The sequence below is a fragment of the Pseudomonas sp. Leaf48 genome (assembly GCF_001421885.1).
In the GTDB taxonomy this organism is placed as follows: Bacteria; Pseudomonadota; Gammaproteobacteria; order Pseudomonadales; family Pseudomonadaceae; genus Aquipseudomonas.
In genome coordinates, this window is the sequence record NZ_LMLH01000001.1 from 282,170 (window position 1) to 309,168 (window position 26,999).

General features: G+C 59.0%; 24 protein-coding genes and 1 pseudogene. 15 read left to right on the forward strand and 10 right to left on the reverse strand.

All coding sequences use genetic code 11. The features are described 5' to 3' along the window. Window positions 1-245 precede the first annotated feature (245 nt). Entirely contained in the window at window positions 246-1,094 is an 849-nt protein-coding gene (gene purU, locus ASE98_RS01300; RefSeq protein ID WP_060539624.1) for a formyltetrahydrofolate deformylase, read from the forward strand. Window positions 1,095-1,180: 86 nt separating this feature from the next. After that, window positions 1,181-1,357, forward strand: a complete 177-nt coding sequence (locus ASE98_RS26870) for a hypothetical protein (RefSeq protein ID WP_177336932.1) — start codon at window positions 1,181-1,183, stop codon at window positions 1,355-1,357. Here the strand turns inward: ASE98_RS26870 and ASE98_RS01305 are convergent. The 4 genes from ASE98_RS01305 to ASE98_RS01320 all read right to left on the reverse strand — a co-directional run bounded on the left by ASE98_RS01305 (window position 1,344) and on the right by ASE98_RS01320 (window position 6,340). Further along, a complete protein-coding gene (locus ASE98_RS01305; RefSeq protein ID WP_060539625.1) occupies window positions 1,344-2,339 on the reverse strand; it encodes a lysylphosphatidylglycerol synthase transmembrane domain-containing protein in 996 nt (331 codons plus the stop codon). The genes ASE98_RS26870 and ASE98_RS01305 overlap by 14 nt on opposite strands. Then, a complete protein-coding gene (locus tag ASE98_RS01310) occupies window positions 2,336-3,112 on the reverse strand; it encodes a DUF2334 domain-containing protein (RefSeq protein ID WP_060539626.1) in 777 nt (258 codons plus the stop codon). Before ASE98_RS01310 ends, ASE98_RS01305 begins: the two co-directional genes overlap by 4 nt. Further along, window positions 3,105-4,226 (reverse strand): glycosyltransferase family 4 protein, encoded by a 1,122-nt coding sequence (locus tag ASE98_RS01315; RefSeq protein ID WP_060539627.1) that lies wholly within the window; start codon window positions 4,224-4,226, stop codon window positions 3,105-3,107. Before ASE98_RS01315 ends, ASE98_RS01310 begins: the two co-directional genes overlap by 8 nt. Window positions 4,227-4,450: 224 nt before the next feature. Next, complete coding sequence (locus tag ASE98_RS01320) at window positions 4,451-6,340, reverse strand: methyl-accepting chemotaxis protein (protein WP_060539628.1); 1,890 nt, start codon at window positions 6,338-6,340, stop codon at window positions 4,451-4,453. A gap of 188 nt (window positions 6,341-6,528) precedes the next feature. Here ASE98_RS01320 and ASE98_RS01325 point away from each other — a divergent pair, with 188 nt between their 5' ends. Next, entirely contained in the window at window positions 6,529-8,016 is a 1,488-nt protein-coding gene (locus ASE98_RS01325) for a helicase HerA-like domain-containing protein (protein ID WP_060539756.1), read from the forward strand. Between the two features lie 120 nt (window positions 8,017-8,136). Here the strand turns inward: ASE98_RS01325 and ASE98_RS01330 are convergent, their stop codons facing one another. Beyond that, a complete protein-coding gene (locus tag ASE98_RS01330; RefSeq protein WP_060539629.1) occupies window positions 8,137-8,592 on the reverse strand; it encodes a DUF721 domain-containing protein in 456 nt (151 codons plus the stop codon). 307 nt (window positions 8,593-8,899) lie between these two features. On the opposite strand from ASE98_RS01330, the gene secA reads away from it, so the two are divergent. The 4 genes from secA to ASE98_RS01350 all read left to right on the forward strand — a co-directional run bounded on the left by secA (window position 8,900) and on the right by ASE98_RS01350 (window position 14,721). Then, the gene (gene secA, locus ASE98_RS01335; protein ID WP_060539630.1) at window positions 8,900-11,635 is read left to right on the forward strand and encodes a preprotein translocase subunit SecA; all 2,736 of its coding nucleotides are present in this window, start codon (window positions 8,900-8,902) and stop codon (window positions 11,633-11,635) included. A gap of 119 nt (window positions 11,636-11,754) precedes the next feature. Continuing rightward, entirely contained in the window at window positions 11,755-12,972 is a 1,218-nt protein-coding gene (gene argJ / locus ASE98_RS01340; RefSeq protein ID WP_060539631.1) for a bifunctional glutamate N-acetyltransferase/amino-acid acetyltransferase ArgJ, read from the forward strand. A 175-nt stretch (window positions 12,973-13,147) separates the two neighbouring features. Beyond that, window positions 13,148-13,780 (forward strand): glutathione S-transferase family protein, encoded by a 633-nt coding sequence (locus ASE98_RS01345; RefSeq protein ID WP_060539632.1) that lies wholly within the window; start codon window positions 13,148-13,150, stop codon window positions 13,778-13,780. Next, a complete protein-coding gene (locus ASE98_RS01350) occupies window positions 13,777-14,721 on the forward strand; it encodes a Nudix family hydrolase (protein ID WP_060539633.1) in 945 nt (314 codons plus the stop codon). The genes ASE98_RS01345 and ASE98_RS01350 overlap by 4 nt, the downstream gene beginning before the upstream one ends. A 127-nt stretch (window positions 14,722-14,848) precedes the next feature. Here ASE98_RS01350 and ASE98_RS01355 read toward each other — a convergent pair whose 3' ends face one another. Genes ASE98_RS01355 through ASE98_RS01365 form a run of 3 tightly spaced genes read right to left on the reverse strand, consistent with a single transcriptional unit; the run spans window position 14,849 to window position 18,435 of the window. Next, window positions 14,849-15,430 carry a cob(I)yrinic acid a,c-diamide adenosyltransferase gene (locus ASE98_RS01355; RefSeq protein WP_060539634.1) on the reverse strand — a complete coding sequence of 194 codons (582 nt, stop codon included), beginning with the start codon at window positions 15,428-15,430 and terminating at the stop codon, window positions 14,849-14,851. Between the two features lie 2 nt (window positions 15,431-15,432). Continuing rightward, window positions 15,433-17,472, reverse strand: a complete 2,040-nt coding sequence (locus ASE98_RS01360) for a sensor histidine kinase (protein ID WP_060539635.1) — start codon at window positions 17,470-17,472, stop codon at window positions 15,433-15,435. Between the two features lie 45 nt (window positions 17,473-17,517). After that, on the reverse strand, window positions 17,518-18,435 hold the full coding sequence (locus ASE98_RS01365) for a putative 2-dehydropantoate 2-reductase (protein ID WP_060539636.1): 918 nt from the start codon (window positions 18,433-18,435) through the stop codon (window positions 17,518-17,520). Between the two features lie 135 nt (window positions 18,436-18,570). Here ASE98_RS01365 and ASE98_RS01370 point away from each other — a divergent pair, with 135 nt between their 5' ends. Both ASE98_RS01370 and ASE98_RS01375 read left to right on the forward strand, forming a co-directional pair. Further along, window positions 18,571-19,056 carry a YajQ family cyclic di-GMP-binding protein gene (locus tag ASE98_RS01370; RefSeq protein ID WP_060539637.1) on the forward strand — a complete coding sequence of 162 codons (486 nt, stop codon included), beginning with the start codon at window positions 18,571-18,573 and terminating at the stop codon, window positions 19,054-19,056. Window positions 19,057-19,206: 150 nt separating this feature from the next. Continuing rightward, entirely contained in the window at window positions 19,207-20,049 is an 843-nt protein-coding gene (locus ASE98_RS01375; RefSeq protein ID WP_060539638.1) for a mechanosensitive ion channel family protein, read from the forward strand. Between the two features lie 105 nt (window positions 20,050-20,154). Here ASE98_RS01375 and ASE98_RS01380 read toward each other — a convergent pair whose 3' ends face one another. Continuing rightward, window positions 20,155-21,483 carry an OprD family porin gene (locus ASE98_RS01380; protein WP_060539639.1) on the reverse strand — a complete coding sequence of 443 codons (1,329 nt, stop codon included), beginning with the start codon at window positions 21,481-21,483 and terminating at the stop codon, window positions 20,155-20,157. An 895-nt stretch (window positions 21,484-22,378) separates the two neighbouring features. On the opposite strand from ASE98_RS01380, the gene ASE98_RS01385 reads away from it, so the two are divergent. Together ASE98_RS01385 and ASE98_RS01390 are read left to right on the forward strand one after the other, a co-directional pair. Further along, window positions 22,379-22,804, forward strand: coding sequence for an HIT domain-containing protein (locus tag ASE98_RS01385; RefSeq protein WP_060539640.1), 426 nt, complete (start codon window positions 22,379-22,381; stop codon window positions 22,802-22,804). A gap of 3 nt (window positions 22,805-22,807) precedes the next feature. Beyond that, window positions 22,808-23,014 carry a SlyX family protein gene (locus ASE98_RS01390; protein ID WP_060539641.1) on the forward strand — a complete coding sequence of 69 codons (207 nt, stop codon included), beginning with the start codon at window positions 22,808-22,810 and terminating at the stop codon, window positions 23,012-23,014. Between the two features lie 60 nt (window positions 23,015-23,074). Here the strand turns inward: ASE98_RS01390 and ASE98_RS27515 are convergent, their stop codons facing one another. Continuing rightward, window positions 23,075-23,677, reverse strand: coding sequence for a cold-shock protein (locus ASE98_RS27515; protein WP_060539642.1), 603 nt, complete (start codon window positions 23,675-23,677; stop codon window positions 23,075-23,077). 292 nt (window positions 23,678-23,969) lie between these two features. Between ASE98_RS27515 and ASE98_RS25440 the strand changes: the two are divergent. From ASE98_RS25440 to aspS, 4 genes and pseudogenes are all read left to right on the forward strand, one after another. Further along, window positions 23,970-24,196 (forward strand): annotated as a pseudogene (locus ASE98_RS25440) (Dps family protein); the annotation flags it as partial. 223 nt (window positions 24,197-24,419) lie between these two features. Then, a complete protein-coding gene (locus ASE98_RS01400; RefSeq protein ID WP_060539643.1) occupies window positions 24,420-24,734 on the forward strand; it encodes a ribbon-helix-helix domain-containing protein in 315 nt (104 codons plus the stop codon). Window positions 24,735-24,869: 135 nt separating this feature from the next. Further along, complete coding sequence (locus ASE98_RS01405) at window positions 24,870-25,091, forward strand: FmdB family zinc ribbon protein (RefSeq protein ID WP_060539757.1); 222 nt, start codon at window positions 24,870-24,872, stop codon at window positions 25,089-25,091. A gap of 119 nt (window positions 25,092-25,210) precedes the next feature. After that, window positions 25,211-26,986 (forward strand): aspartate--tRNA ligase, encoded by a 1,776-nt coding sequence (aspS, locus tag ASE98_RS01410; RefSeq protein WP_060539644.1) that lies wholly within the window; start codon window positions 25,211-25,213, stop codon window positions 26,984-26,986. Window positions 26,987-26,999: the final 13 nt, after the last annotated feature.

A 26,999-nucleotide genomic window follows, 5' to 3' on the forward strand; every position in this document is an offset into this window, starting at 1 on the left:
TATTTATTTTAGTTGCAGTGCAAGCGAGCGCATTGCCTGAGCATTTTAAAAGTGTGCCCCGATCCTTTACGAATGTTTACAAACAACAACCGCAATGGACAATCAAGAGCATCCGCGCGGGCAGGCGCGAAGCCGATCACCCGAGCTTGCGTGCGTTCTGCCCAGCCTGGGCATCATCAATACTGCAGTTTTGCTGCGTAATCGCTAGAATGGCGGCCTTTGCGAAGTTCTGGAGTTTCCCCCTCATGCGCACTTTTCGCCTGGTGATTTCTTGCCCGGACCGCGTCGGCATCGTTGCCAAAGTCAGTAACTTTCTGGCGTCACATAATGGCTGGATCACCGAAGCGAGCCATCACTCGGACAATCTCAGTGGCTGGTTCTTTATGCGTCACGAAATTCGTGCCGACTCTCTGCCATTCGGTATTGAAGCGTTGCGCGAAGCTTTTGCCCCGATCGCCGAAGAATTTTCGATGGACTGGCGCATCACCGATACCGAACAAAAGAAACGTGTCGTACTGATGGCCAGTCGCGAGTCGCACTGCCTGGCCGATTTGCTGCACCGCTGGCATAGCGATGAACTGGACTGCGAAATTTCCTGCGTGATTTCCAACCATGATGACCTGCGCAGCATGGTGGAGTGGCACGGTATTGCGTATTACCACGTTCCGGTCAATCCACAGGACAAGCAACCGGCGTTCGCTGAAGTATCGCGCCTGGTCAAACAGCACGATGCCGAAGTGGTGGTGCTGGCCCGCTACATGCAGATCCTGCCGCCGGACTTGTGCAGCGAGTATGCGCACAAGGTCATCAACATCCACCACAGCTTCCTGCCATCATTCGTTGGCGCCAAGCCCTACCATCAGGCTTCCATGCGTGGTGTGAAACTGATCGGTGCTACCTGCCACTATGTGACCGAAGAGCTGGACGCCGGTCCGATCATCGAGCAGGACGTGGTACGCGTCAATCACGGCGACAGCATCGAAGACATGGTGCGTTTCGGTCGTGACGTCGAGAAGATGGTTCTGGCCCGGGGCCTGCGTTATCACCTGGAAGACCGGGTGCTGGTGCACGGCAACAAGACCGTGGTGTTCTGACAGCCCAACGACAGGGTTGAAATTCGAAGGGCCTGGGCGTTCAATCGCTTCAGGCCCTTCGCCGTTTCTGCACTGAGGACATGAACATGGCTGATCCGTTGGACAAAGCCACTTCCAAAGCACCAGCCACATTGGGCGAAGGCTGTTTGAGTCGCTACGACCCTGATGATCTGAGTGCTGAAGACGGAACCGATTTTCCTGGGGCTGCCCAGTTGTGGGAGCAACTGCAACAAGAGTCTGAGGACAAACTTACGCCTCCTTGAACCTCATGAACTTCTTCAGCAATGGCCGCCCGACCATCAGCAAAAATACCGGGCCACCCACCAGCAAGTAAAAGTAATACGTCACCGCGCGCCAAATCAGAATCGCCGCAGCCGCTGTCGATTTCCCCACCATGGGCGCCAGCAACGCCGCCGAGGTCAATTCCGCCGCCCCGGCACCACCGGGCAACAGGCTGAATTGCCCCGCGCTCAGCGAAAGCATCTGGATCAGAAAACTCCAGGCCCACTGCAAATCCGCTCCCAGGCCCCGTAGCGCCAGGTACAGCACGCTGTAGCGCAACCCCCAGTGCAGGCAGGTCAGGGCGAACACCATGATCAACGTCTGAAAAGGTAACCTGAGGGTGTCGGTAAAAGCCGCCAGAAAATGCAGGAGCTTTCGTGCCCAGCGCATTCGGGTGCTGCTTTTAACCTTCAGGCGCGCCAGCAAACGACCGCTATGACGAATCAGCAGCCGATGATAGCGGGCCAGCATCACGCAACTGAACAACCCGCCGAACATAGAAATGGCGCTCACCATCAGCAACCACTCCATGCGTTCGCTGAGGTGCTGGAACAGTGCGTAAATCAGGATGCCGCTCAGTGCGCAGAGGAAAAACAACAGGTCACTGAGCTGGTCCATGGCAAACACTGCGCTGCTCCTGGCCGGGCGCACGCCGTGACGGGCGAGCAAGCCCATGATGGTCAGCGGTCCGCCGCTGCCGCCAGGAGTGGCGCAGTAGGCGAATTCGGCAGCCATCACCACGCCAAGGCTTTTCAATGGACCCAGCTTGTCGCGCTGGTCGGCGAGCAACAGGCGCAAACGCAGAGTATTGATAATCCAGCACAGCAGGATCATGGCGAACATGATCAGCAGCCAGTTCAGCGGGAAGCCCTGCAGTCTCGACCACGTCTCGTTACCGCCCAGCAACAACGGAATCAGCACCGCAGCGAGCAGGCCGACAACCAGCACAATCACCCGACTCATGCGGCGCGGCCAAAACAGTGGCTGTGCTGCGCCAACCACTGCGCCTTGGTCAATGGCACACGTCCGTCCTCGAGCAGGCGCTGGAGAGTTTGCAGCCAGTATGTGCGGGAGAACTCATGTCGCATGTCCACCGGGTGCAGACCAAGGCGAATTACGGGGGCATCCTGCCAGCGCTGCTCACGGCGATCGCTGACAATCTTCGATATTCCCCGCCGCCAGGCACTGCGGGCACTCCACACCAGCCCCGGGGCATCAATCGCCGTGAATTCTGGCAGGCGATATAAATGCTGCGCATCGCTGGTGTAACTCAACGGGAGCTGGCGCAGCGCGTCCCGGGTGCCTTCGCTCATCAGCCAGGCAGGCGCGACGAAACCCTGTAGCGGCCAGTCGTAGCGTTGGAACAGTTCGACACCGGCGTGGAGTCGGCTGAGGGCTGCTTCCCGGGACAAGCTGTAAAACTCGCCTTCGTGGGTGTAGATCCGGCGCATGAACCAGTCGCGGGGATTGCTTGCCCTTGGACCGTCATCACAATGGAAATAGCCATGCAGGGCCAACTCGTCGCCCCGCGCGATCCGTGTGCCGAGCAGGCGGCGCATTTGCGGATGGGTGTCCAGATCGCTGTGACGGTGGAAGTCCGGTACCACCAGCCAGGTCATCGGTATGTCGCCCAAGGCATCGACGGCTTCGACGAACGGCTGGTAATCACTCCAGGTCGGCGGCGCGACGTCATGCAGCACAAGTAACAGGCCGCGATTGTTCATGGGCTCAACCATTAGCCGTCAGCGGCCAGTGACTGCCCAGTACGGCGTGGTAGTGCCCCAACAGACTATCGACCACCGCGTCCCAGGCGTAATGCCGTTCGACATGGCTGCGAGCCTGTCGACCCAGTACCGCGCTGGCGCCATTGAATAATTCACGCACTGCATTGGCCATTGCTGCGGGATCGTTGGGCGCGCAGAGCAGGCCGCATTCTTCGGTGACAATCTCCTGAAAGGCACCGGCCGCCACCGCTACCACCGGAATGCCGCTGGCCATGGCTTCGAGGATCACCAAGCCAAAGGTTTCCTGATCTCCGGCATGCAACAGCGCATCGGCACTGGCCATCAGCCGCGCGACCTGGGCGGCTGGACGAAACCCATCGATTACCGTGACATTACCCGGCACCGCGGCGGGCATCGACGAACCGACCAGCAGCAGGTGATAGCGCCGGCCCAGGCGTTTCATGCAGTCCAGCAGCACCGGCAGGTTTTTTTCCTTCGAGCCACGCCCCGCGAAGATCAGCAAATGAGTATTTTCATCAATGCCCAGTTCGGCCCGCAGTTCCGGATCCCTGGCACTGGGATGGAAGGTTTGCAGGTCGACCCCCAGCGGTTGCACGAAAACGTTCTTCACCCCCAGCCCGACCAGCTTGTCGGCCATGATCCGGCTTGGCGCCAATACCCGGTCAAAGTTGCCATAGAGCTTGCTGACATAGGCTTCGACGTTGGTCGTCACCCAGTTGCCCATGCGATTGCTCACCAGCAGCGGCAGGTCTGAGTGATAAAAACCGATGACCGGGACATCAAGTTGCCGACGCGCATCAAGCGCCGCCCAGGCGGTGAGGTAGGGGTCGCCGACTTCGATCAGGTCAGGTTGCAAATCGTGCAAGACATTGCGCCAGGGCGCGAGGCGAAGAGGGAAGCGATAGCCTTTGCCGAAGGGCAGGGCGGGGGCCGGAACCTTGTAGATGCCATCCTGTTCACTCAAGGATGATCCGGGAATCAGCAAGCTGTGGCGAATGCCTGGCCTGATGCCCAGGCGACGGTGCTTGGCATCCAGATAAGTTCGCACGCCCCCACTGGCAGGGGCGTAGAACATGGTTATGTCAGCGATATGCACGGTGAACATCCCTCCGGTCCGGTCCTGGTACTCCCTTGGTTGACCTTTATGAAGAATAGATGTTCGGTTGGGGTTTTGCGGGTGGGGGGCAGCCGGGCTGTATATAGAGTTCTTGATGGCCTCTTCGCGAGCAAGCCCGCTCCCGCAGATTATCTGCGTCGTACACAAAACCTGTGCCCGATGAGGATCCCTGTGGGAGCGGGCTTGCCCGCGAAGAGGCCCGCAAGAGCGCCTTAAATCCGGAAACTGCCCACCAACTGCTTCAACCGCGCCGCCTGCTGCTCCAGATCCGAGCACGCCCGCAACGTCGACTGCAGGTTTTCCACACCTTCCTGGTTCAGCGTATTGATCTCGGTGATATCGACGTTGATCGACTCGACCACCGCCGTCTGCTCCTCGGTCGCAGTGGCCACCGATTGGTTCATGCCGTCGATTTCACCGATGCGCAGTGTCACGCTGTTGAGGCGCTCGCCCGCCAGGTTGGCGATTTCCACGCTGTCCTGACTGTGGCGCTGGCTGTCGCTCATGGTGCTGACCGATTCCCGGGCGCCGACTTGCAGCTCCTCGATCATGGTCTGCACCTGTTGCGCCGATTCCTGGGTACGGTGCGCGAGGTTGCGAACTTCGTCCGCCACCACGGCGAAACCACGACCCGCCTCACCGGCACGGGCGGCTTCGATCGCGGCGTTGAGTGCCAGCAGGTTGGTTTGCTGGGAAATGCTGGTGATGACTTCGAGGATTTGCCCGATGTTCACGGTTTTGTTGTTCAGCGACTCGATGTTGGTACTTGAGGCACTGAGCATGCTCGACAGCTGATTCATCGCGACAATGCTGCGGTCCACGACTTGCTGGCCGTCTTCAGCCAGGCTGCGGGCGTCGCTGGCCTGTGTCGATGCCTGCGCGGCGTTGCGCGCGATTTCCTGGGTGGCGGCGCCGAGCTGGTTGATCGCTGCCGCCACGCTGCTGGTGCGCGAGGCTTGCTGGTCGGAGTTGAACATCGACGAGTTGGAAGCGGCCACTACGCGCAACGCCACTTCGTTCACTTGCCCGGTCGCCGAGGACACTTCGCGGATCGAGGTGTGGATACGCTCCACGAAACGGTTGAATGCGGTAGCAAGGCTGCCGAATTCATCGTTGTTCTCGATGGTCAGGCGTTTGGTCAGGTCGCCTTCGCCGTCGGCAATGTCGGCCATGGCGCGGGTCATCACGTGCAGCGGCTGGATCAGGATGCGGATCAACATGCCCAGCAGGGCAATGATGATGGCCACTGCGATAACGGTGGCAACGACCGCCGAAGTACGGAATTCGCTGAGCATCGAGAAGGCTTTTTCCTTGTCGACCGACAGACCGATGTACCAGTTGACCGAAGGCAGACCTTTGATCGGGGTGAAGGAGACAATGCGTGTCTTGCCGTCGACCTCTACCTCGGCAAAGCCGCTGCCGATGCGCGGGGTATCTTTCGGATAGGCCTCGCTCAGGGATTTCATGACCAGCGCTTTGTCCGGGTGAACCAGGATCTTGCCGTCGGCACTGACCAGAAACGCATAACCCATGCCGTCGAAGTCACGGGCGCTGAGGGTGTCGATCAAGGTTTGCAAGCTCAGGTCACCGCCCACCACTCCGACACTTTGTCCGGCTTTCCTCGAGGCCGTGGCCATGGAAATGATCAGCTGCCCGGTCGCCGCGTCGATGTAGGGTTCGGTCAGGGTAGGCGTGCTGCTGCTTTCTGCACCTTTGTACCAGGGGCGAACCCGCGGATCGAAGCCATCAGGCATCTTCGCATCCGGACGAATGGTGAAGTGCCCGGTGGCGTCACCCAGATAGGTCGCCATGAACGTCGACGTCAGGGCTTTCTGTTCCAGCAGCGCCGATACGTTGGCCTGCTCTGGATTGATCGCAATATTTTGCGAGAGGTTGTCGATCAGCAGAATGCGGCCGGTCAACCAGGTCTGGATATTGTTGGCGGTCACATCGCCCATCTCGTTGAGATAATTATCCAGGTCCTGGCGAATGGCATTGCGCTGCAAATAGTCGTTGTACAGCGTAAATGAGGCGAAGGCGGCAATCACGATAAGAGCCGCAGCTAGCAGGATCTTATGGCTGAAGCGCAGATTTTTGTTCATGGCTTGAGGTTCCGCTAAGGTCTTAATGTCCAGTGCGTGCTTTTTATAAAAGCGCGCGGATTGGGCAGTGTTGAAACAAGCTGATATTTCCGTCTTTCCTTAGGGGAAATGTCCTACTCGATTTTCAGACTGGTCTGTCGTTACCTCTATCGGCCGTGCAGGATTAAAGATTAACCATGGGTGACCAAATGCCTGATTCATTGCAACTCGTTATCGGTGCCGACCTCGCCGGTCAGCCGATTGCCCAGGCAATGCGCCTGGCGAACCGCCACGGTTTGATTGCGGGTGCCACCGGCACGGGCAAAACCGTCACGTTGCAACGCTTGGCCGAAGCCTTCAGCGATGCCGGAGTGGCGGTGTTCGCCGCCGACATCAAGGGTGACCTTTGCGGTCTGGGCGCTGCCGGCACCCCCCAGGGCAAAATTGCCGAGCGCATCGCCGGGATGCCATGGCTGAACCACAAGCCTCAGGCATACCCGGTGACCTTATGGGATGTTCACGGTCAGTCAGGTCATCCATTGCGCACCACCCTGAGTGAAATGGGGCCGCTACTGCTGGGAAGTCTGCTGGAGCTGACGGACAGTCAGCAGTCGGCGTTGTATGCCGCATTCAAAGTCGCCGACCGCGAAGGCTTGTTGCTGCTGGATCTCAAGGATCTGAAGGCGTTGCTCAATCACCTGCGCGACAACCCGCTGTTGCTAGGTGACGACGCCGCGCTGATGACAACAGGCTCCAGCCAGGCGCTGCTGCGGCGCCTGGCGACCCTGGAGCAACAGGGCGCCGAAGCCTTGTTTGGCGAACCGGCGTTGCAGCTCGAAGACATTCTGCAGCCAACCGCCGACGGTCGCGGGCGAATTCACCTGTTGGATGCCAGTCGCCTGGTGCACGAGGCACCAAAGGTCTACGCGACCTTTCTGTTGTGGCTGCTGGCCGAACTGTTCGAGCAACTGCCGGAGCGCGGTGATGCCGACAAACCGTTGCTGGCGCTGTTTTTCGACGAAGCGCACCTGCTGTTCAACGGCACGCCCCAGGCGTTGCGTGATCGCCTGGAACAGGTCGTGCGCTTGATTCGTTCCAAAGGTGTGGGCGTGTATTTCGTGACCCAGTCCCCGGGTGACTTGCCGGATGATGTGCTGGCGCAGTTGGGCTTGCGTATCCAGCACGGGTTGCGCGCGTTCACCGCCAAGGAACAGAAATCCCTGCGCGCGGTGGCTGAAGGTTTCCGGCCGAACCCGGCGTTCGACAGCCTGTCGGTCCTCACCGAGATGGGGATTGGTGAAGCCCTGGTCGGCACTCTGCAGGAAAAAGGCACACCGGCAATGGTCCAGCAGGTGCTGGTGGCACCGCCGCAATCGCGCATCGGGCCGCTGAGCGCCGCAGAACGCACCGCGCTGATCGCCGGTTCGCCATTGCAGGGGCGTTATGACAAGCCGATCGATCGCGAGTCAGCCTATGAAGTGCTGATCGGGCGCAAGGGGCTGGCGCCTGAGGCCCAAGCCGCGCCCGAAAAACCGGCGGCTGCAGAGCCGAGCTTCACCGAACAGGCCGGGGAGTTTCTCGGTACGGCGGCAGGGAAGGCGCTGAAATCGGCGATGCAACAGGCGGCCAATTCGCTTGGCCGACAGTTGGTGCGCGGCTTGATGGGGTCGTTGCTAGGCAGCAAAAAACGCAGGTAGCGAGTGGAAACAATCTAACTGTGGGAGCGGGCTTGTTCGCGAAGGCGGTGTGTCATTCAACATTGATGTCGGCTGACCCACTGCCTTCGCGAGCAAGCCCGCTCCCACATTGGATTTGTATCAGGTCCTGGGTCTGGCATGCGCCGCCAAACGCTCCAGCGCCGCCCGCAGATTGGGGTCACTGATACCATCGGCCGTGGCCTGAATGGTCGCGGCCGCATCAACGGACAAATCCATCGTATGCCCGGTCGCGCCTCGCTGAACGGTAGGCGGCTGCACCTTGAACAGGATGCGCGTCAGATTGGCGAACTCGTCGAACATCTGCAGTTGCCGTTGCAGGCGTTTTTGCTGGTAACGCAGGCGGGTGGCCCAATGACCGTCGGTGACAATCAGCAACAAACTGCCTTCGCGCCAGGACGCGACATGACAATGCTCACGGGCAGCAGGCTGCAACTGGCTTTCCAGCAGGCGTTGTAAATGCCCCAGGCGTTGTGCGTGACCGAGAATGGCTTTGAGCGGCTTGGCTTCGCGAAGCAGAACGGCGGGTGCTCTGGCCGTAAGAGGGCGAAATGCCATGATCAGACACCTGAAGTAACAGAGGCGCCATGGTAGCAGAAAGCAGGGAATGCACCTGCCCCATTGCTTTGCGCGCGCTTTACCCATTAAATCAACAAGTAACTTCTGCCATGAGTGGGTTGAAGTTCAGCAAAACGCCCCTATTTTAAGTGAGCCCCGTCACAGCGCTGTGCCAGCATCGTGGAATAACGCCACTTTCCTCACCACCGTTTCCGGGTAGAATGCTCGTTCGCATGCGGCCATGAGGGCTGCACGGGCGACTCACGGGGCCGCCCTCCATCCCTTTAGTGTGGAAGATCCTGCCGATATGTTTGCGCCTTTGTTAAAGAAACTTTTTGGAAGCAAGAACGAGCGTGAAGTCAAACGCATGCTCAAGACGGTGCAATTCGTCAATGCCTTCGAAGAGCAAATGGTGGCCCTTTCGGACGATCAATTGCGTGCCAAGACAGATGAGTTCAAGGCCCGCTTCGCCAAAGGGGAAACCCTCGACAAGCTGCTGCCAGAAGCCTTTGCGGTCGCCCGCGAAGCCGGCAAGCGCGTCATGGGCATGCGCCACTTCGATGTCCAGCTGATCGGCGGCATGACCTTGCATGAAGGCATGATCGCGGAAATGCGTACCGGTGAAGGCAAGACCCTGGTGGCAACGCTGGGCGTTTACCTCAACGCGCTGTCCGGCAAGGGCGTGCACGTTGTGACGGTGAACGACTACCTGGCCCGTCGTGACGCCAACTGGATGCGCCCGCTCTACGAATTCCTCGGCCTGACGGTCGGCGTGGTCACGCCGTTCCAGCCGCCGGAAGAGAAGCGTGCTGCCTACGCTGCCGACATCACCTACGGCACCAACAACGAATTCGGATTCGATTACCTGCGCGACAACATGGCGTTCAGCATGGAAGAAAAATTCCAGCGCGAACTCAATTTTGCCGTGATCGACGAAGTCGACTCCATCCTCATCGACGAAGCCCGTACCCCGCTGATCATTTCCGGTCAGGCAGAGGACAGTTCCAAGCTGTACATCGAGGTCAACAAGCTTATTCCGCAGCTCAAGCTGCACGTCGAAGAGGTGGAAGGCGAAGTGACCCAGGCCGGTCACTACACCATCGACGAGAAGAGCCGTCAGGTCGAACTCAACGAAGCCGGTCACCAGTACGTCGAAGAAACATTGACCAGCATCGGCCTGTTGGCTGAAGGCGAAAGCCTGTACTCGGCGCATAACCTGAGTCTGTTGACACACGTTTATGCCGGTCTGCGCGCGCACAAACTGTTCCACCGCAACGTCGAATACATCGTGCAGGATGGTCAGGTTGTCCTGGTCGACGAGCACACCGGTCGCACCATGCCGGGCCGTCGCTTGTCCGAAGGCCTGCACCAGGCCATCGAAGCCAAGGAAAACCTGAACATCCAGGCCGAAAGCCAGACCCTGGCGTCGACCACCTTCCAGAACTACTTCCGTCTGTACAACAAGCTGTCCGGCATGACCGGTACCGCAGACACCGAAGCGTTCGAGTTCCATCAGATCTACGGCCTGCAGGTCATGGTCATTCCGCCGAACAAGCCGTTGGCCCGTAAGGACTACAACGACCTGGTGTTCCTGACCGCCGAAGAGAAATACGCGGCAATCGTCGCCGACATCAAGGAAAGCATGGCGGCCGGTCGTCCGGTGCTGGTGGGTACTGCGACCATCGAAACCTCCGAGCACATGTCCAGCCTGCTCGTGAAGGAAGGCATCGAACACAAGGTTCTGAACGCCAAGTTCCACGAAAAGGAAGCCGAGATCATCGCCCAGGCCGGTCGCCCGGGTGCACTGACCATCGCCACCAACATGGCCGGTCGTGGTACTGACATCCTGTTGGGCGGCAACTGGGAAGTGGAGGTTGCCTCCCTCGAAGACCCGACCCCTGAGCAGATCGCCCAGATCAAGGCCGACTGGCAGAAGCGTCACCAGCAAGTGCTCGAGTCGGGTGGTTTGCAGGTGATCGCCTCCGAGCGTCACGAATCGCGTCGTATCGACAACCAGCTGCGTGGTCGTGCCGGCCGTCAGGGTGACGCCGGTTCCAGCCGCTTCTACCTGTCGCTGGAAGACAGCCTGATGCGCATCTTCGCCTCTGACCGGGTGAAGAACTTCATGAAGGCCCTGGGCATGCAGCCAGGCGAGGCGATCGAGCACCGCATGGTGACCAACGCCATCGAAAAGGCCCAGCGCAAGGTTGAAGGCCGCAACTTCGACATTCGTAAGCAACTGCTCGAGTTCGACGACGTCAACAACGAACAGCGTAAAGTGATCTATCACATGCGTAACACGTTGCTGGCCGCGGACAACATCGGTGAAACCATCGCCGACTTCCGTCAAGACGTGCTCAACGCTACCGTCAGCGCACACATTCCGCCGCAATCGCTGCCTGAGCAGTGGGACGTGGCCGGTCTGGAAGCTGCATTGCAGAGCGATTTCGGCGTGGCATTGCCGATCCAGCAGTGGCTTGACGAAGACGATCACCTGTACGAAGAAACCCTGCGCGAGAAGCTGATGCAGGAACTGATCGCTGCGTACAACGAGAAAGAAGACCAGGCGGGCGCCGAGGCGCTGCGCACCTTCGAGAAGCAAATCGTTCTGCGCGTACTGGACGACCTGTGGAAAGACCACCTGTCGACCATGGACCACCTGCGTCACGGCATCCACCTGCGTGGTTATGCCCAGAAGAACCCGAAGCAGGAATACAAGCGCGAGTCGTTCACGCTGTTCTCCGAGCTGCTGGATTCGATCAAGCGCGACTCGATTCGTGTGCTGTCGCACGTGCAGGTTCGTCGCGAAGATCCGGTCGAAGAAGAGGCGCGCCTGCGTCAGGAGGCCGAAGCACTGGCGGCACGCATGCAGTTCCTGCATGAAGAAGCTCCAGGCCTGGAGCAGCCGGAAGTGTTGGGCGAAGAGGTCGATGTGGCCCTCGCCGCCGCACCGGTACGCAACGAGCAGAAGCTGGGCCGTAACGAATTGTGCTACTGCGGTTCGGGCAAGAAATACAAGCATTGCCACGGGCAGATCCAGTAAACCCGTTTCAATCGCTGAAATACCCGCGCCGCGACCGGCTTATGCCGTCGCGGCGTTTTACCATTTCAATCACCGTTTTCCTGAAGCGGTGCTGACTTTACTCATTGAGGAGCGCATTCATGGCTGTTGGTCTTGGTCCTTTGCCAACGTTGCACCCGGTTGCCGGTTTTGAACTCGGTATTGCCTCGGCCGGCATCAAGCGTCCGGGACGCAAGGATGTTGTGGTCATGCGCTGTGCCGAAGGCTCGACCGTTGCCGGCGTGTTCACCCTGAACGCCTTTTGCGCAGCTCCGGTGATCCTGGCCAAGCAGCGTGTGCAAGGCCCTGTCCGTTATCTGCTGACCAACACCGGCAATGCCAACGCCGGTACCGGCGAGCCAGGCCTGGCGGCTGCCGAGCGCACTTGCGCGAAGCTGGCCGAGCTGACCGGTGTGGATGCCAGCCTGGTGCTGCCGTACTCCACGGGTGTGATCGGCGAGCCACTGCCGGTCGAGAAAATCGAAGGCGCGCTGCAGGCCGCCCTCGACGACCTGTCGATCAATAACTGGGAAGCTGCCGCCACCGGCATCATGACCACCGATACCCTGCCCAAGGGGGCCAGCCGCCAGTTCCAGCATGACGGCGTGACCATCACCGTCACCGGCATCAGCAAAGGCGCCGGGATGATTCGTCCGAACATGGCGACCATGCTCGGCTACATCGCCACCGACGCCAAAGTTTCGCGCGATGTGCTGCAAAACCTGATGCTGGACGGCGCCAACAAGTCGTTCAACCGCATCACCATCGATGGCGACACCTCGACCAACGACTGCTGCATGCTGATCGCCACCGGTCAGGCGGCGCTGCCGGAAATCACCCGCGCCGAAGGTGAGCTGTTCGCCAAGTTGAAGCAGGCGGTGTTCGAAGTGTGCATGGACGTGGCCCAGGCCATCGTTCGTGACGGCGAAGGCGCGACTAAATTTGTCACCGTTGAAGTCAACGGCGGCGGCAATCATCAGGAATGCCTGGACGTTGGTTACACCGTGGCCCACTCGCCGCTGATCAAGACTGCGTTGTTCGCCTCCGACCCGAACTGGGGCCGTATCCTCGCCGCCGTCGGCCGTGCCGGCGTACCGGACCTGGACGTGAGCAAGATCGATGTGTTCCTCGGTGAGGTGTGCATCGCCAGCCGTGGCGCGCGTGCTGCGACCTATACCGAAGCCCAGGGCGCGGCGGTGATGCAGCAGGAAGAGATCACCATCCGCATCGAGCTGGGTCGCGGGGACTGCAGCGAAACCATCTGGACCACCGACCTGTCCCATGAGTACGTGAAGATCAACGCCGAATACCGTACTTAATCCGGCTAGAGACCGAGTCGGCCCGTTCGCGAGCAAGCCCGCTCCCACATTGGACCCAGCCGTACACAAATACAGTGTTCAGTGAAAATCTACTGTGGGAGCGGGCTTGCTCGCGAAGGCGGACGGCCAGTCTCTACCTGGACTGAATCGTTCCTTTCATCAAAAGGTCCCGAACATGAGCCTGCACCTGATCATCGGCGACAAACTGCTTTCCTCCTGGTCCCTGCGCGGCGCCCTGGCCCTGGATCTGACTGGCGCCCCCTACACCGAAGAGCTGATCAAGCTGAACCAACCCGACACCCGTGAGCGCTTGCTCAAGCATTCGCCGACCGGCAAGGTACCGCTGCTGCAAACGGCTCGCGTCACCATCGCCGACTCATTGGCGATTGCCGAATACCTGGCGGAGCAGTTTCCTGGCGAACAACTCTGGCCGACCGACATCGTCGCCCGTGCTCAGGCCCGATCCGCCTGTGCGCAAATGCACAGCGGCTTTTTCGCCATGCGCAACCATATGCCGTTCGATCTGAGCCACGACGCACCGCTGAACCCGGTGCCGCCTGAAGTGAGCGCCGATATCGAGCGTATGTTGGCGTTATGGGCTGAATGCCGTGCCGTTGCCACCGAAGCCGGGCCGTACCTGTTTGGTCGCGTGAGCCTGGCCGATGCGTTCTTCGCCCCGATCGCCGTGCGCCTGCGTACCTATCAGGTATCGCTGCCGGCTGCCGACGAAGCTTATGTCGAAACCCTCTACCAATGGCCGGCCTTCAAGGCCTGGCAGAAGGCAGGACTGGAGGAGATGCAACAGTGAAACCTGTACACGTCGCCGCCGCCGTCATCCGTGACAGCAGTGGCCAGATCCTGATTGCCCGCCGTGCCGATACTCAGCACCAAGGTGGTCTGTGGGAGTTTCCGGGCGGCAAGGTCGAGGCCGATGAATCGGTAGAAACCGCGCTGGCCCGTGAGCTCCATGAAGAACTGGGAATTGTGGTCGGTGCGGCGCGTCCGCTGATCAAGGTCCGCCATGATTACCCGGACAAGCAGGTGTTGCTTGATGTCTGGGAAGTCTCGGCGTTCACCGGCGAACCCCACGGCGCCGAAGGGCAGCCGCTGGCCTGGGTTGCGCCTCGCGACCTGTCGAGCTATGAGTTCCCGGCAGCGAATCAGCCAATTGTCGCCGCAGCGCGGTTACCGGCACAGTACCTGATCACTCCCGAGGATCTGGAAACCCCGGCCTTGTTGCGCGGTATCCAGAAAGCCATTGCCAGCGGCATCAAGCTGATTCAGCTGCGGGCACCGAACGGCTACGATCCCAAGTATCGCGACCTGGCGGTGGATGCCGTGGGCCTGTGTGCCGGCAAGGCGCAGTTGATGATCAAGGGGCCGTTCGAATGGCTGGGGGACTTTCCGGCTGCCGGTTGGCACATTACTTCTGCTCAGCTGCGCAAGTACGCCGCTGCCGGCCGGCCGTTGCCCGCATCGCGCTGGCTGGCGGCTTCATGCCATGACGCTGAAGAGCTGGCACTGGCGGAGCAGATGGGGGTGGATTTTGTGACGCTGTCACCGGTGCAGCCGACCTTGACTCATCCGGGGGCTGAGCCGTTGGGGTGGGAGCGGGCTTCGGGCTTGATCGATGGCTTCAGCAAGCCGGTGTTTCTGTTGGGCGGTGTTGGCCCGGCGGAGCAACAGAAGGCTTGGCAAGCAGGTGCACAAGGTGTGGCGGGGATTCGGGCGTTTTGGCCTGAAAGCTGATTCTGTGCCCATGCAGCCGGCCTCTTCGCGAGCAAGCCCGCTCCCACATTAGATCGAGTTCTTATTGGAGAAATACGATCCACTGTGGGAGCGGGCTTGCTCGCGAAGACGGCCTGACAGGCATCGCCTAAACCCCAGGCTTCGCCGCCGCTTGCCAGAGAATCTCCGCAATCCCCTGACGCTTGGCAATCAACCGCGCCACCACAAACAACAGATCCGACAACCGATTGATATACGCCAAGCCAACCCCGGTCAGCGGCTCGATCGCATTCAATTGCTGACACCGCCGCTCGGCACTGCGCGCCAGGCTACGGCAGACATGGGCCTGGGCAATCAGCGCAGAGCCTCCTGGCAGAATGAAATTTTCCAGCGGCCCCAACTCTTCGTTCCACACATCGATCGCCGCTTCCAGCCGTTCGATTTCCAGCCCATTGAGCGCCTGATACACCGGCATCGCCAGTTCACCACCGAGGTCGAACAATCGATGCTGACACGGCGCCAGCACCTCGATCACTTCATTCAAGCCGGGATACTCGGCACGTTGCGCCGCCAACCCGGCAAGCAGTACGCCAACCTGACTGTTCAGCGAATCGACTTCGCCAATGGCCTCGATCCGAGGGTGGTCCTTGGGCACGCGACGGCCGTCGCCCAGGCCGGTCTCGCCTTTGTCGCCGGTGCGGGTGTAAATTTTCGACAGGCGAAAGCCCATGGTTACCTCGAAAGCTGTTTGATTTCCTGGGAGACAAGCGGGGTGCCGCTCGCCAAGGGCAGGCGCAAGGTGAAACAAGTGCCCTGGCCCACGGACGATTGCACTTCCATCTGGCCCTTGTGGTTGTTGGTGATGATGAAGTATGACACCGACAGGCCAAGGCCAGTGCCCTGGCCGATTTCCTTGGTGGTGAAGAAAGGCTCGAAGGTGCGTTTACGTACGTTTTCGGTCATGCCGATGCCGTTGTCCTCGACCTGGATTTCCGCCCAGGGCGGGTTGAGCCGTGTGCGCAGAATGATCCGCCCCGGCTCACTGTCGTCTTCACGCTGGTGGATGGCCTGGGCTGCGTTTTTCAGCAGATTGAGCAGCACTTGCTCCAGTTCGTTGGCGGTGCCGGGCACCGGGCCCAGCGCGGGATCGAACTGACGAATGATTGCCTGGCCCTTGAAGTCAAAACCGATGGCCAGGTCGAAGTCGTTACCGGCGATTTCAACGGCCTGGTCGATCAGCGCCGGCAGATCACAGGGGGCCATTTGCCGGGTGCTGCGACGGCTGAAGCTGAGCATGTGGGTGACGATCTTTGCCGCCCGGGCCCCGGCCTGCTGGATGCCGTCGAGCAACTGTGGCACTTCGCGCACTTGCAGATACTGGTTGACCGTCGCCAGATCGATGCCTGCCTGCTCGGCCATTTCGAGATTCTTCGGCAGTTCCGGTGACAGGCGGCGACGGATGTTCTGTACGTTGTGCAGGATCGCCCCCAAGGGGTTGTTGATTTCGTGGGCCATGCCGGCGGCCAGGCCGCCCACCGATAGCATTTTCTCCGACTGCACCATCATTTCTTCCAGCGACAGGCGCTGGGTAATGTCGTCGATCCGAATGACCACGCCACGCCCGGCGCCGCCCATTAACGGGTAGAACGTCAGGGCGTAGTGGCGGGGCTCGTCGTCCTTGACCCAGGTAACACGTTCGATTTTCGCCACTGTATGTTGTTCGACGGTTTGCTTGAGCTGGGGTAAAAACGGCTTGAGCGGTTCGAAAGCGAGGTAGATCGGCTGATTCAAGGCTTCATCCAGGCGGGTCCCGGACAGGGCGCTGGCCTCCTGGTTCCATTGGGTCACGTAGAGCTGCTCGTCGAGGGCAATCAGCGCCGACGGCATGGAGTCGATGATGCTATTGAGGTAGTTCTGGAAACCGGTGAGCTTCTTCTCGATCTTGCTGCGCACCTGGACTTCGAGTTCCAGCTTGCGGTTGGTATGGCGGGTTTCCTCGGCGAGCCCCTGGGCCTGGTCATAGGCTTGCTGTGAGTCGTCCCGGGCCCGTTTGAGCTGCTGCTCCCTTGCCTCGATTCGCGAGAGCATGGTGTTGAAGGCTTCGGCGAGGCTGCCGATTTCGTCGTGGTTGCCACGGGACGCGCGCAGGGCGTAGTTCTCTTCGCGGGTCACCTGTCGGGACAACTCTTCGAGTTGATGGATCGGCCGGGTAATCAGACGCTTGATCTGGCGGGCAATCACCAGCCACAACAGCACACTGAAGATCAGGATGCCGAGGCTGGCGGTCAGGGTTCCGGTGTAGAACGCCATCGGCAGCTCACTGCTGGCCACCAGCAACAGGTGGCCGGGCGCGGCGCCGGGGCGGGGCAGGGTGATGACTTGATTGCTGCGAAACTCGGTGGTCTGCCAGGCTTCGATGTGCCGGGAATGTTTCGGCAGTTCGAGTTTGTCGCCGTGCTGCAGCTGCGCAAGGCGTTCACCTTTGCCGTCGTATATCGCTGCCGCGCGTAGCGGAGAATAGCTATTGAGTTCATTGAGCAGGCGTTCGGCGCTTTGCGGTGACTCTACAGCCTCTGATGCCAGGCTCGGGTTGGAAACCAGTCGGCCGATGGTCTGCAGGGCCTGGGGCGCCATGCTCGCCTGGGAGATGTAGTAGGCGGCGCTGATAAACGTCAGGTTGGCGACCAGCAGAACAGTGGTCAATAGCACCAGCAGGGCGGCCAGCAGTTTCTGACCGACAGGCAGGTTTTCGAGGCGCTGGCGCAATGGCATCAGGTTGATCGCTGCAAAGGAACAAGTGGCCAGCGTAGCCGCTGCTCAGTCGCTGGGCAATCCAAGGCGGTGCAGATGATCGATCAACCTTGCTTCAAGCCCATTGAGGTGGGGCAGATTCAACTGGTGACGGGTTGCAACTTTGCAGGCGTAGCCCAGCAGGTAGTTGATCTCGGTACGGCGCTGACTCGCCACGTCCTGGTGCATCGATGAGAAATTGGCGGCGGTTGCCTGTATCACCCGTTCAACTTCCTGTTGCAGATTCTCTGCCGCGGCCGGCTGGCCGCAACGCTCAAGCAACTCTGTCAGTTCGCCGCACAGGGTGGCGACCTCACAGTGATGATCTTGCAAACCGCCATTGCGACAATCGTGAAGCACTGTCAGTGGATTGATCGCGCAGTTGAGGGCGAGCTTTCTCCACAGTCGCGTGAGAATTTCGGTGCTCCACTCGTGCGGGATGCCGGCGGCGTTCAGATCGTCCAGCCAGATGGGCGCCACTGGATGGCTGACGTCTCCCAACCAGGTAAAGCCGTGCCCGGCGAACACCACTCGCCAGTCGCCGTCGCGAAATGCGCCTTCGGTACTCGACGCGTAAACACAGCGCGCCTGTGGGACCTGCGCCGCCACGGCGTCCTGACTGCCAAGACCGTTTTGCAACAGGATCAGCTCGGCGCCGGGTGCCAGGCGTGGAGCCAGACGGGCCACCGCGCTTTGCGCATCGTAGGCTTTACAGGCCACCAGCAGGCGGTGGATCGGTTCGCTGCTGTCGGGTGTCTCGGCGGGCACGGCGTAGCGTCGGGCTTCACCGTTTTCTACCAGCGTCAGCCCGCCGGCCGCCTCATAGGACCGCAACCGCGCGGCGTCGCGCAGTATAAGGCGGACCGGGGCTGCGGCCCGGGCCAGACGAGTCGCCCATAACGTGCCGAGGCTGCCGGCGCCCAGGACATGCCAGGTAGTGGACATCAGCTTTTTGCTCTGTTTAAGGCGCGCATCCGAGGCTCGCAGTGAATGATGGGAAAGACCCGTTATAATCAGCGCGGATTTTAACCGCAAGCCAGGCGTGTTCCACCGACGCGCCTTAATATTTGGAGAGATTACATGCCGTCGTTCGACGTGGTATCCGAACTGGACAAACACGAAGTCACCAACGCGGTCGAGAACGCCGTCAAGGAACTCGATCGTCGTTATGACCTGAAAGGCAAGGGCAGCTTCGAGTTCAAGGAAAAAGACCTGACCGTCAACCTCACCGCTGAAGCGGATTTCCAGCTTGAGGCGATGATTGAGATCCTCAAGCTGGCGCTGGTCAAGCGCAAGATCGATGTGCAGTGCCTTGAGGTCAAGGATGCTTTTGCCTCGGGCAAGCTGATGAAGCAGGAAGCCGTCCTCAAGGAAGGCATCGACAAGGAGATGGCGAAGAAAATCGTCGCTCACGTCAAAGACGCCAAGCTCAAGGTCCAGGCCGCCATTCAGGGTGAGCAAGTGCGCATTACCGGCAAGAAGCGTGACGATCTGCAGGAGGCCATTGCAGCGCTGCGCGCCAAGGAGTTCGGGATGCCGCTGCAGTTCAACAACTTCCGCGACTGACCTTCGGGGTGGGAACCTCTCGGCGTTTTTGGCGTCGGAGGCCCAAGCAACGGCAGAAACGATTGAGCCCGTAGCGGTTCGATCTTTCTGCCGCTTTATTTTTCGCGTGCCGGATAGCCGCAAACAGTAGCCGGAAACAGGAGTAAGCAGATGGACTTAAATGCCGAAGTAGACAATCTGGTCAAGGTGTCCCAGACCTGGATCCCGATGATCATGGAGTACAGCAGTCGTGTGCTGCTGGCCGTGCTCACCCTGGCCATTGGCTGGTGGCTGATCAACAAGGTCACGCAAAAACTCGGAGGCCTGTTGGCGCTACGCAACGCCGATCTGGCGTTGCAGGGTTTTATCAGCAGCCTGGCCAACATCATTCTCAAGGTTTTGCTGATCGTCAGCGTGGCGTCGATGATCGGTGTGGAAACCACATCGTTCGTGGCGGCAATCGGTGCCGCGGGCCTGGCCATTGGTCTGGCGCTGCAGGGCAGCCTGGCGAACTTCGCCGGTGGCGTGCTGATTCTGTTGTTCCGTCCGTTTCGTATCGGTGACTGGATCGAGGCCCAAGGTGTTGCAGGCACCGTCGACAGCATCCAGATTTTCCACACGGTACTGCGCACTGGCGACAACAAGACCATCATTGTGCCCAACGGCAATCTGTCCAATGGCATCATTACCAACACGAACCGTCAACCGACCCGCAAAGTCGTATTTGATGTGGGTGTCGATTACGAAGCGGACCTGCAAAAGGCCCGTCAAGTGTTGCTGGATCTGGCCAAGGACCCACGTGTGCTGACTGATCCGGAACCTCAGGCGGTGATTTCGACCCTGGGTGACAGCTCGATCACTGTATCGCTGCGTGTTTGGGTTAAAACTGCCGATTACTGGGATGTGTTGTTCATGTTCAATGAGCAATCCCGTGATCGCCTCAGAGATGCCGGCATCGATATTCCATTTCCACAGCGCGTTATTCGTGTGGTTCAGGAATCTGCCGTGCAGTAATACGGGTAGTCGTCACTGCCTGACTTTGTGGTCAGGCAAGCAATAAAAAAAGGCCCATCCGAAGATGGGCCTTTTTGTTTGTTACCGCAAACTAACTGGATGCGATTACAAAACCGACAGCGGGTAGTCGACGATGAAACGGAACTCTTTCACGTCGCCTTCGCCCTGGTCGGCGTTAGCGAAGTGCCATGCCTGACGAATACGGAAGGACAGGTCTTTTGCCGGGCCAGTCTGTACAACGTACTTGGCTTCGAAGTTGGTTTCGTTGTGCTTGCCATCTGCACCGTACAGGCCAGCGTAAGCGCTGTTGGCCGGAGTGTTGGTACCGTCGATGTCCCAGCCTTTCACGTAACGGGTCATGAAGCTCAGACCTGGAACGCCGTACTCAGCCATTTTCAGGTCGTAACGAACCTGGGCAGACTTCTCGTTTGGTGCGTTGAAGTCAGAGTACTGGATGGAGTTGGCGAGGAAGATCGAGTCGCCACCGCGGTTGTTCTTGCCCACACCGATGTAGTCGAACGGAGTGTCGCCGTTGACCTTCTGGAAGCCCAGGGTAATGGTGTGTGCTTTCAGGAACGAGAAAGCAGCAGCCAGGGAGAACGTGGTGTTGCTGATGTCGCCGGCTTTGGCATCACCAGTGTCTTTGGTGTTGTAGATGTTACCGTCCAGGTTCAACGACTCACTGTCGGTGAATGGAATGGTGTAGTTCAGGTTGGCGTAGTACTGGTTCCAGATGTCTTCCAGCTTGGCGCCGTACAGCGATGCGCTCAGGTTGTCGGTGAAGCCGTATTTGCCACCGAAGTAATCGATTTTGTTGGCTTCTTCACCAGCGTAGGTTGCCCACAGGCCACCGTCACTGGCGTTTTTGTCCTGGCTGCTCGCCGAGTAGAAGTGACCGGCTTCGAGGTCAAGGTCTTTGATCTCGCTGCTTTGCAGTTGGATACCGGTTGCAGTTTGCGGCAGGATACGGGAACCGCCCACAGCGAACACTGGAGCAGTGCTTGGCTGCATTTCGCCGACTTTCAGCTCGGTTTTCGATACGCGGAATTTAACTGCGCCGCCGGCTTTGCCCTGGCTGTCGTTAACTTCGCCATCAGCGTCACGGCTCATGTTGCCGGTGCCGCCGGTGCCGTCGCTACCGTCCAGTTTGATTGCCAGGTAACCGAATGCATCAACGCCAACGCCGATCAGGCCCTGGGTGTAACCGGAGCTGTAGTTGCCCCAGATGCCCTGGGTCCAGTCTTTCTGGTCGTTGCCGCCATCTTTGTTATCACGGTTGAAGTAGTAGTTGCGAACCAGCAAGTTCAGCGTGCTGTCTTCAACAAAACCTTTGGCTTCAGCCTGGTCACTTACGAAAGGTGCGGCCGTAGCCAACTGAGTACTGGCTGCTGCTGCAACTGCCAGTGCGATCATGCTCCACTTCATCACGCGCATCGTGATTTGCTCCTTTGGTTTTAGAAGAGTACTGCCGTCCCACCTGTTTTATTATCTGGGCGGCTCTTTCTTTTTGTGTCGGCGCAAACTTATATCACGCCGACAATGTTGGCGATACTTGCGCATCCATCCTTTCGGCTTCTTTACGACCCTGTCGCAAAGAGCTTGGTAGATGTCGCAAATCTACAACCCCGACGCATCCGGGTTGACAACGTCAATACTTTTTTTCTGAATCTGAGTGCCAAAAAGAGTCCCTGGTGAAACGCTGAATCTCCCTTGGGCTACCCTGCCACTGTGTTATTTGCCTTCAATGAATCCACTTCCAGCGGATGCATCGCAGGCGATGTGGGTGTGAATGCAACAAACGTGCACAAATCATGAATCTGTTGCCAATTTTTTCTGATGCTCCGCCAAATGCCGTAAAGACCTCATGAAACCGGGGGGATCAAGGGGGCGTCGTTATGGCTTGACGTCGAACTTTGCATCATGTTGCGCAGTCGGGTCGAAACCTGACACGCAAAAATGTTACCGGTTCACACCGCCAGTGGGTATTCGGCGGATGTCGAAGCATCCAGCGTAGACCGTCTGTGCGATTTTGGTGCAAAAAATTTCAACGCTCGTGGTGAATTTACCCAGAATACCCATGGGTGTGAAGCGAACACTTCCTTATTGTTCAGTCATTTGCACACTTTTTTTCACAAGATGGTTCTGATGTGGTGCGTCCTGGCAAAAAGTGTTTCAAGTCGGGGCGCGGTTGTGGGTTCCGGTTAGACCTTTGCAGGGTTCGTCGTGAAGCCGGCTGCGTTCGCAGGTATGCTGCCGTCCAGTCGCTTGGTGCGCGATCCTTCGGGAGGGGCGCTAAGCTGAAAATGATGATCCGACCGGAGTGCGCACAGTGTTCGCCCTAGATCCACGACTTCAACAAGACACATTGCCGATCGGGGATTTCCCCTTGTGCCGGCTGCTGCTGTCCAATGACTCGAACTATCCCTGGTTCATCCTGGTGCCTCGTCGTGAGGCTATCAGCGAAATATTTCAGTTGGATGTCGCAGACCAGCAGCTGCTTTGGCAGGAAACCAGCGCTCTGGCGCAAATACTCAAAAGCTTGTTCGACGCGGACAAGATGAACGTTGCGACCCTGGGCAATATGGTCAGTCAGTTACACATGCACGTCATCGTACGCACTCAAGGGGATGCCGCCTGGCCGGCTCCGGTTTGGGGCAAACACCCGGCCAAGCCCTACGCTGGCGAGCAAATTGCGGCTATTCGCGAACGTTTGCGTCTGGTGTTGACCAATGACTTTACGTTTCTGGAGGTTTGAGCCATGAGCCTGGAAGAACGCGTTACCGATCTGGAAAGCCGCCTGGCTTTTCAGGATGACACCATCCAGGCATTGAATGATGTACTGGTGGCGCAACAACGGGTGGTCGAGCGCCTGCAACTGCAGATGGCCGCGCTGCTCAAGCGGCAAGAGGAAATGGTCGGGCAGTTCGACTCGTTCGAGCAAGAGGCGCCTCCACCGCATTACTGAAACCCGGGTAATAAAAAACCGCGAACAGCCTGGCTGTTCGCGGTTTTTTTCAGCCCTGGATCAGCGTCGCGGCAGAGCGGCGATCACGTCCTCGGCTTGCAGGCCCTTGTCTCGATTCATGACCGAGAACTCCACGCGCTGGCCTTCGACCAGGACGCGGTGGCCTTCACCACGAATGGCCCGGAAGTGCACGAAGATATCGTCGCCGGAATCGCGGGAAATAAAGCCGAAGCCTTTGGAGGTGTTGAACCACTTGACGGTGCCGGTATCACGGTTGCTCATGTCGTAGCTGGATGACGCGGCTGCCGGTGACGATTTGTAGAAACTGATGGCCAGGTGCAGGGTTACGGCGATCAGGGCTGCGACCAGACTGAACAGGACGGCAGGTTGACCGGCGATTTCCGGCATTGGCGCGATCAATGTCAGGGTTTGCAGGACCACGGCGAGAATCAGCAGGGCGCTGACCAGATTTTGCAGTTGATGGCGCGGACCTTTGTTCCAGTAAGGGATAACCGGAGCAAGAGTGAGGTTGAGCAAGCCAAAAAAGGCCAGGTACAGAGCATCGGGTTGTTGCAGGTAAGGCAAGCCTTCGGATTGCAGGCTCGGGATAAAGGACAGCAGCAAGGCCGCTGCACCTATCAGCAGGTGGACGATTTTCAACATTTTGATTAACTCACGTTAAGACAGCTCACAAGGAAGAGCTGATGGCGCACGGTTCGCTTCAGAACAATAAGAGGCGTTGGACACGTACCCGGTATCAGCCTATGCGCCACGCCCGAAAAAAAGGGCACTGACGACACGCTGCCTATTTAACAGCAAAGCTGCAAGCTACTCAAATCAAGGCGTCCGGCGGTGTATGGGGGGCGATTTGTCGCAGCTTGCCGGTCATCTTTGGTGTTCGAAGAGCAATACAACGAATTGGCCCTGGCGGTCGATTCGATTGCCGAGCGCATTCGCCCTGGCGGTCGATTCGATTGCCGAGCGCATTCGCGCCCTCGGGTTTCCTGCTCCCGGTGCCTACTCTGTTTATGCGCGGCTCTGCTCTATAAAGGAAGAAGTGGGCGTGCCCGCCGCCGAGGACGTGAGCCGGCAACTGGTCATGGGCCAGGAGGCTGTAACTCGTGCGGCGCGGGGACTCTTCCGTTGCTCGACAAGGTCAGTGACGAACCCACGGCTGACCTGCCTTCCTACCCTGCCAATACCTTGCTTGTTGAAGGAGTGAGCGCCGCGATGTGTGGGAAATGTCCTGGAGTAGGACGTGCTCCATGATCGCTCTCTTGTTGTCGGCTTCTCCTACGTGGAGGGTCATAAAGTCATCTGGATATACCTTTGTCCCTGCGTTTTTATAGGTCGACAGACAGTTGCTCTTGTAAAGATGCAGTGATGGCAAAGGAGTGTCAGCGATATGGTTTATGGCAGAAAGGACGAGGATATAAGGATTGATCCGTTTGTCCGTGAGTTCGATATGGGGCTGGTCCGGCCCCTGTCCCGATCGGTACGTTTGAATGGCTTCGCGACCTGTTTGCGCCTTGAGCAGGTTTACTGGGATATTCTGGCGGAAATGGCCCGGCTCAATCGTTGCACCATCAGTACCCTGTTGTCCCACGTGGACCGCGAAGTTCACTTGCGTCATGGCGGGGTGAAGAACTTCAGCGGTCTGGTGCGGGTTGTCTGTGTTGTACACAGCCTCAGGGAAGGGCGATGCATGGCAATGGCCTAGCGGCGTAGTTAAAGCGGCAGAGTGTCGGTCTGTGCAGTCTTACGGCTGCACAGGCAGCATTTAATGGATATAATCCCGCTCTTTGCCGCGAAACCCTGCGTGTGCGGTAGCAATCTGATCGCCGAGACAACCTCCATGCCGATGTACGATTATCAATGTGCTTCCTGTGGTCATCAGTTGGAAGCCATTCAAAAGATCAGCGACGCACCGCTGGTCGACTGCCCTGCCTGCCAGGCGCCAGAGCTGAAAAAGATGCTGTCCATGCCGGGCTTTCGCCTGAGCGGCAGCGGCTGGTACGAAACCGATTTCAAGACCGGTTCCAAGAAGAACCTGGCCGGCGGCGATAAAGCTGACTAAGGTCTGGAACCTGAGTTGAACGACACGTGAGCTTTTGCATCACCCGGCGTCTTGATCAAAGGCGAGGCTGCTGCAGGATCTCCACCGAATTTCGAATTACGAGAAGTGAAACCACTACCATGATGCGCAGCCATTATTGCGGCCAACTGAACGAAAGCCTGGACGGCCAGGAAATTACCCTTTGCGGATGGGTCCACCGTCGCCGTGACCACGGTGGGGTGATTTTCCTCGATATCCGTGATCGTGATGGTCTGGCGCAGGTAGTGTTCGATCCGGACCGCGCTGAAACCTTCGCCGCCGCCGACCGCGTGCGCAGCGAGTACGTCGTGAAGATCACCGGCAAGGTCCGCCTGCGTCCGGCGGGTGCCACCAACGCCAACATGGCGTCGGGCATGATCGAAGTGCTCGGCTACGAGCTGGAAGTGTTGAACGAGTCGGAAACCCCGCCGTTCCCGCTGAACGAGTTCTCCGACGTCGGCGAAGAAACCCGCCTGCGCTATCGCTTCCTCGACCTGCGTCGTCCGGAAATGGCCGAGAAGCTGCGTCTGCGTTCGCGCATGACCACCAGCATCCGTCGTTTCCTTGACGAGAACGGCTTCCTGGACGTCGAAACGCCAATCCTGACCCGCGCCACCCCTGAAGGTGCGCGTGACTATCTGGTACCGAGCCGTACCCACGCCGGTAGCTTCTTCGCCTTGCCGCAATCGCCGCAGCTGTTCAAGCAACTGCTGATGGTCGCCGGCTTCGATCGTTACTACCAGATCGCCAAGTGCTTCCGTGACGAAGACCTGCGTGCCGACCGCCAGCCGGAATTCACCCAGATCGACATCGAGACCAGCTTCCTCGATGAAAAAGAGATCATGGGCCTGACCGAAGAAATGATCCGCAACCTGTTCAAGGAAGTGCTGGGTCTGGAATTCGGCGAATTCCCGCACATGACCTTCGAAGAGGCCATGCGTCGTTATGGTTCCGACAAGCCGGACCTGCGTAACCCGCTGGAACTGGTGGACGTTGCCGATCAACTGAAAGAAGTTGATTTCAAAGTGTTCAGCGGCCCGGCCAACGACCCTAAATGCCGTATCGCCGCCTTGCGCGTTCCAGGCGGGGCGAGCATGCCACGCAAGCAGATCGACGATTACACCAAGTTCGTCGGCATCTACGGTGCCAAGGGCCTGGCTTACATCAAGGTCAACGAGCGCGCCGCCGGTGTTGAAGGCCTGCAATCGCCAATCGTGAAGAACATCCCTGAGGCCAACCTGAATGTGATCCTCGATCGCGTCGGTGCGGTCGATGGCGACATCGTGTTCTTCGGTGCCGACAAAGCCAAGATCGTCAGCGAAGCCCTGGGCGCGCTGCGCATCAAGCTCGGCCATGACCTCGACCTGCTGACCTGCAAGTGGGCGCCAATGTGGGTTGTCGACTTCCCGATGTTCGAAGAAAACGACGACGGCAGCTTCAGCGCCTTGCACCACCCGTTCACCGCGCCCAAGTGCACCCCGCAAGAGCTCGAAGCCAACCCGGCTGGCGCTCTGTCCCGTGCCTACGACATGGTTCTGAACGGCACCGAGCTGGGTGGCGGTTCGATCCGTATCCACCGCAAGGAAATGCAACAGTCGGTGTTCCGTCTGCTGGGTATCAATGAAGACGAACAGGAAGAGAAATTCGGCTTCCTGCTTGACGCCCTCAAGTACGGCGCGCCGCCACACGGTGGTCTGGCCTTCGGTCTGGACCGTCTGGTGATGCTGATGACCGGCGCCCAGTCGATCCGTGAAGTGATCGCCTTCCCGAAAACCCAGAGTGCTGCGGACGTAATGACGCAAGCACCGGGTGTGGTGGATGCCAAGGCACTGCGCGAGCTGCACATTCGTCTGCGCGAAACGCCTAAGGCTGAGTAAGGCTGACCTGAAG

Coding starts and splice junctions, on each gene's coding strand:
- purU (WP_060539624.1), top strand. CDS start 246: ATGCGCACTTTTCGCCTGGTGATTTCTTGCCCGGACCGCGTCGGCATC.
- ASE98_RS26870 (WP_177336932.1), top strand. CDS start 1,181: ATGGCTGATCCGTTGGACAAAGCCACTTCCAAAGCACCAGCCACATTG.
- ASE98_RS01305 (WP_060539625.1), bottom strand. CDS start 2,339: ATGAGTCGGGTGATTGTGCTGGTTGTCGGCCTGCTCGCTGCGGTGCTG.
- ASE98_RS01310 (WP_060539626.1), bottom strand. CDS start 3,112: ATGGTTGAGCCCATGAACAATCGCGGCCTGTTACTTGTGCTGCATGAC.
- ASE98_RS01315 (WP_060539627.1), bottom strand. CDS start 4,226: ATGTTCACCGTGCATATCGCTGACATAACCATGTTCTACGCCCCTGCC.
- ASE98_RS01320 (WP_060539628.1), bottom strand. CDS start 6,340: ATGAACAAAAATCTGCGCTTCAGCCATAAGATCCTGCTAGCTGCGGCT.
- ASE98_RS01325 (WP_060539756.1), top strand. CDS start 6,529: ATGCCTGATTCATTGCAACTCGTTATCGGTGCCGACCTCGCCGGTCAG.
- ASE98_RS01330 (WP_060539629.1), bottom strand. CDS start 8,592: ATGGCATTTCGCCCTCTTACGGCCAGAGCACCCGCCGTTCTGCTTCGC.
- secA (WP_060539630.1), top strand. CDS start 8,900: ATGTTTGCGCCTTTGTTAAAGAAACTTTTTGGAAGCAAGAACGAGCGT.
- argJ (WP_060539631.1), top strand. CDS start 11,755: ATGGCTGTTGGTCTTGGTCCTTTGCCAACGTTGCACCCGGTTGCCGGT.
- ASE98_RS01345 (WP_060539632.1), top strand. CDS start 13,148: ATGAGCCTGCACCTGATCATCGGCGACAAACTGCTTTCCTCCTGGTCC.
- ASE98_RS01355 (WP_060539634.1), bottom strand. CDS start 15,430: ATGGGCTTTCGCCTGTCGAAAATTTACACCCGCACCGGCGACAAAGGC.
- ASE98_RS01360 (WP_060539635.1), bottom strand. CDS start 17,472: ATGCCATTGCGCCAGCGCCTCGAAAACCTGCCTGTCGGTCAGAAACTG.
- ASE98_RS01365 (WP_060539636.1), bottom strand. CDS start 18,435: ATGTCCACTACCTGGCATGTCCTGGGCGCCGGCAGCCTCGGCACGTTA.
- ASE98_RS01370 (WP_060539637.1), top strand. CDS start 18,571: ATGCCGTCGTTCGACGTGGTATCCGAACTGGACAAACACGAAGTCACC.
- ASE98_RS01375 (WP_060539638.1), top strand. CDS start 19,207: ATGGACTTAAATGCCGAAGTAGACAATCTGGTCAAGGTGTCCCAGACC.
- ASE98_RS01380 (WP_060539639.1), bottom strand. CDS start 21,483: ATGCGCGTGATGAAGTGGAGCATGATCGCACTGGCAGTTGCAGCAGCA.
- ASE98_RS01390 (WP_060539641.1), top strand. CDS start 22,808: ATGAGCCTGGAAGAACGCGTTACCGATCTGGAAAGCCGCCTGGCTTTT.
- ASE98_RS27515 (WP_060539642.1), bottom strand. CDS start 23,677: ATGTTGAAAATCGTCCACCTGCTGATAGGTGCAGCGGCCTTGCTGCTG.
- ASE98_RS01400 (WP_060539643.1), top strand. CDS start 24,420: ATGGTTTATGGCAGAAAGGACGAGGATATAAGGATTGATCCGTTTGTC.
- ASE98_RS01405 (WP_060539757.1), top strand. CDS start 24,870: ATGCCGATGTACGATTATCAATGTGCTTCCTGTGGTCATCAGTTGGAA.
- aspS (WP_060539644.1), top strand. CDS start 25,211: ATGATGCGCAGCCATTATTGCGGCCAACTGAACGAAAGCCTGGACGGC.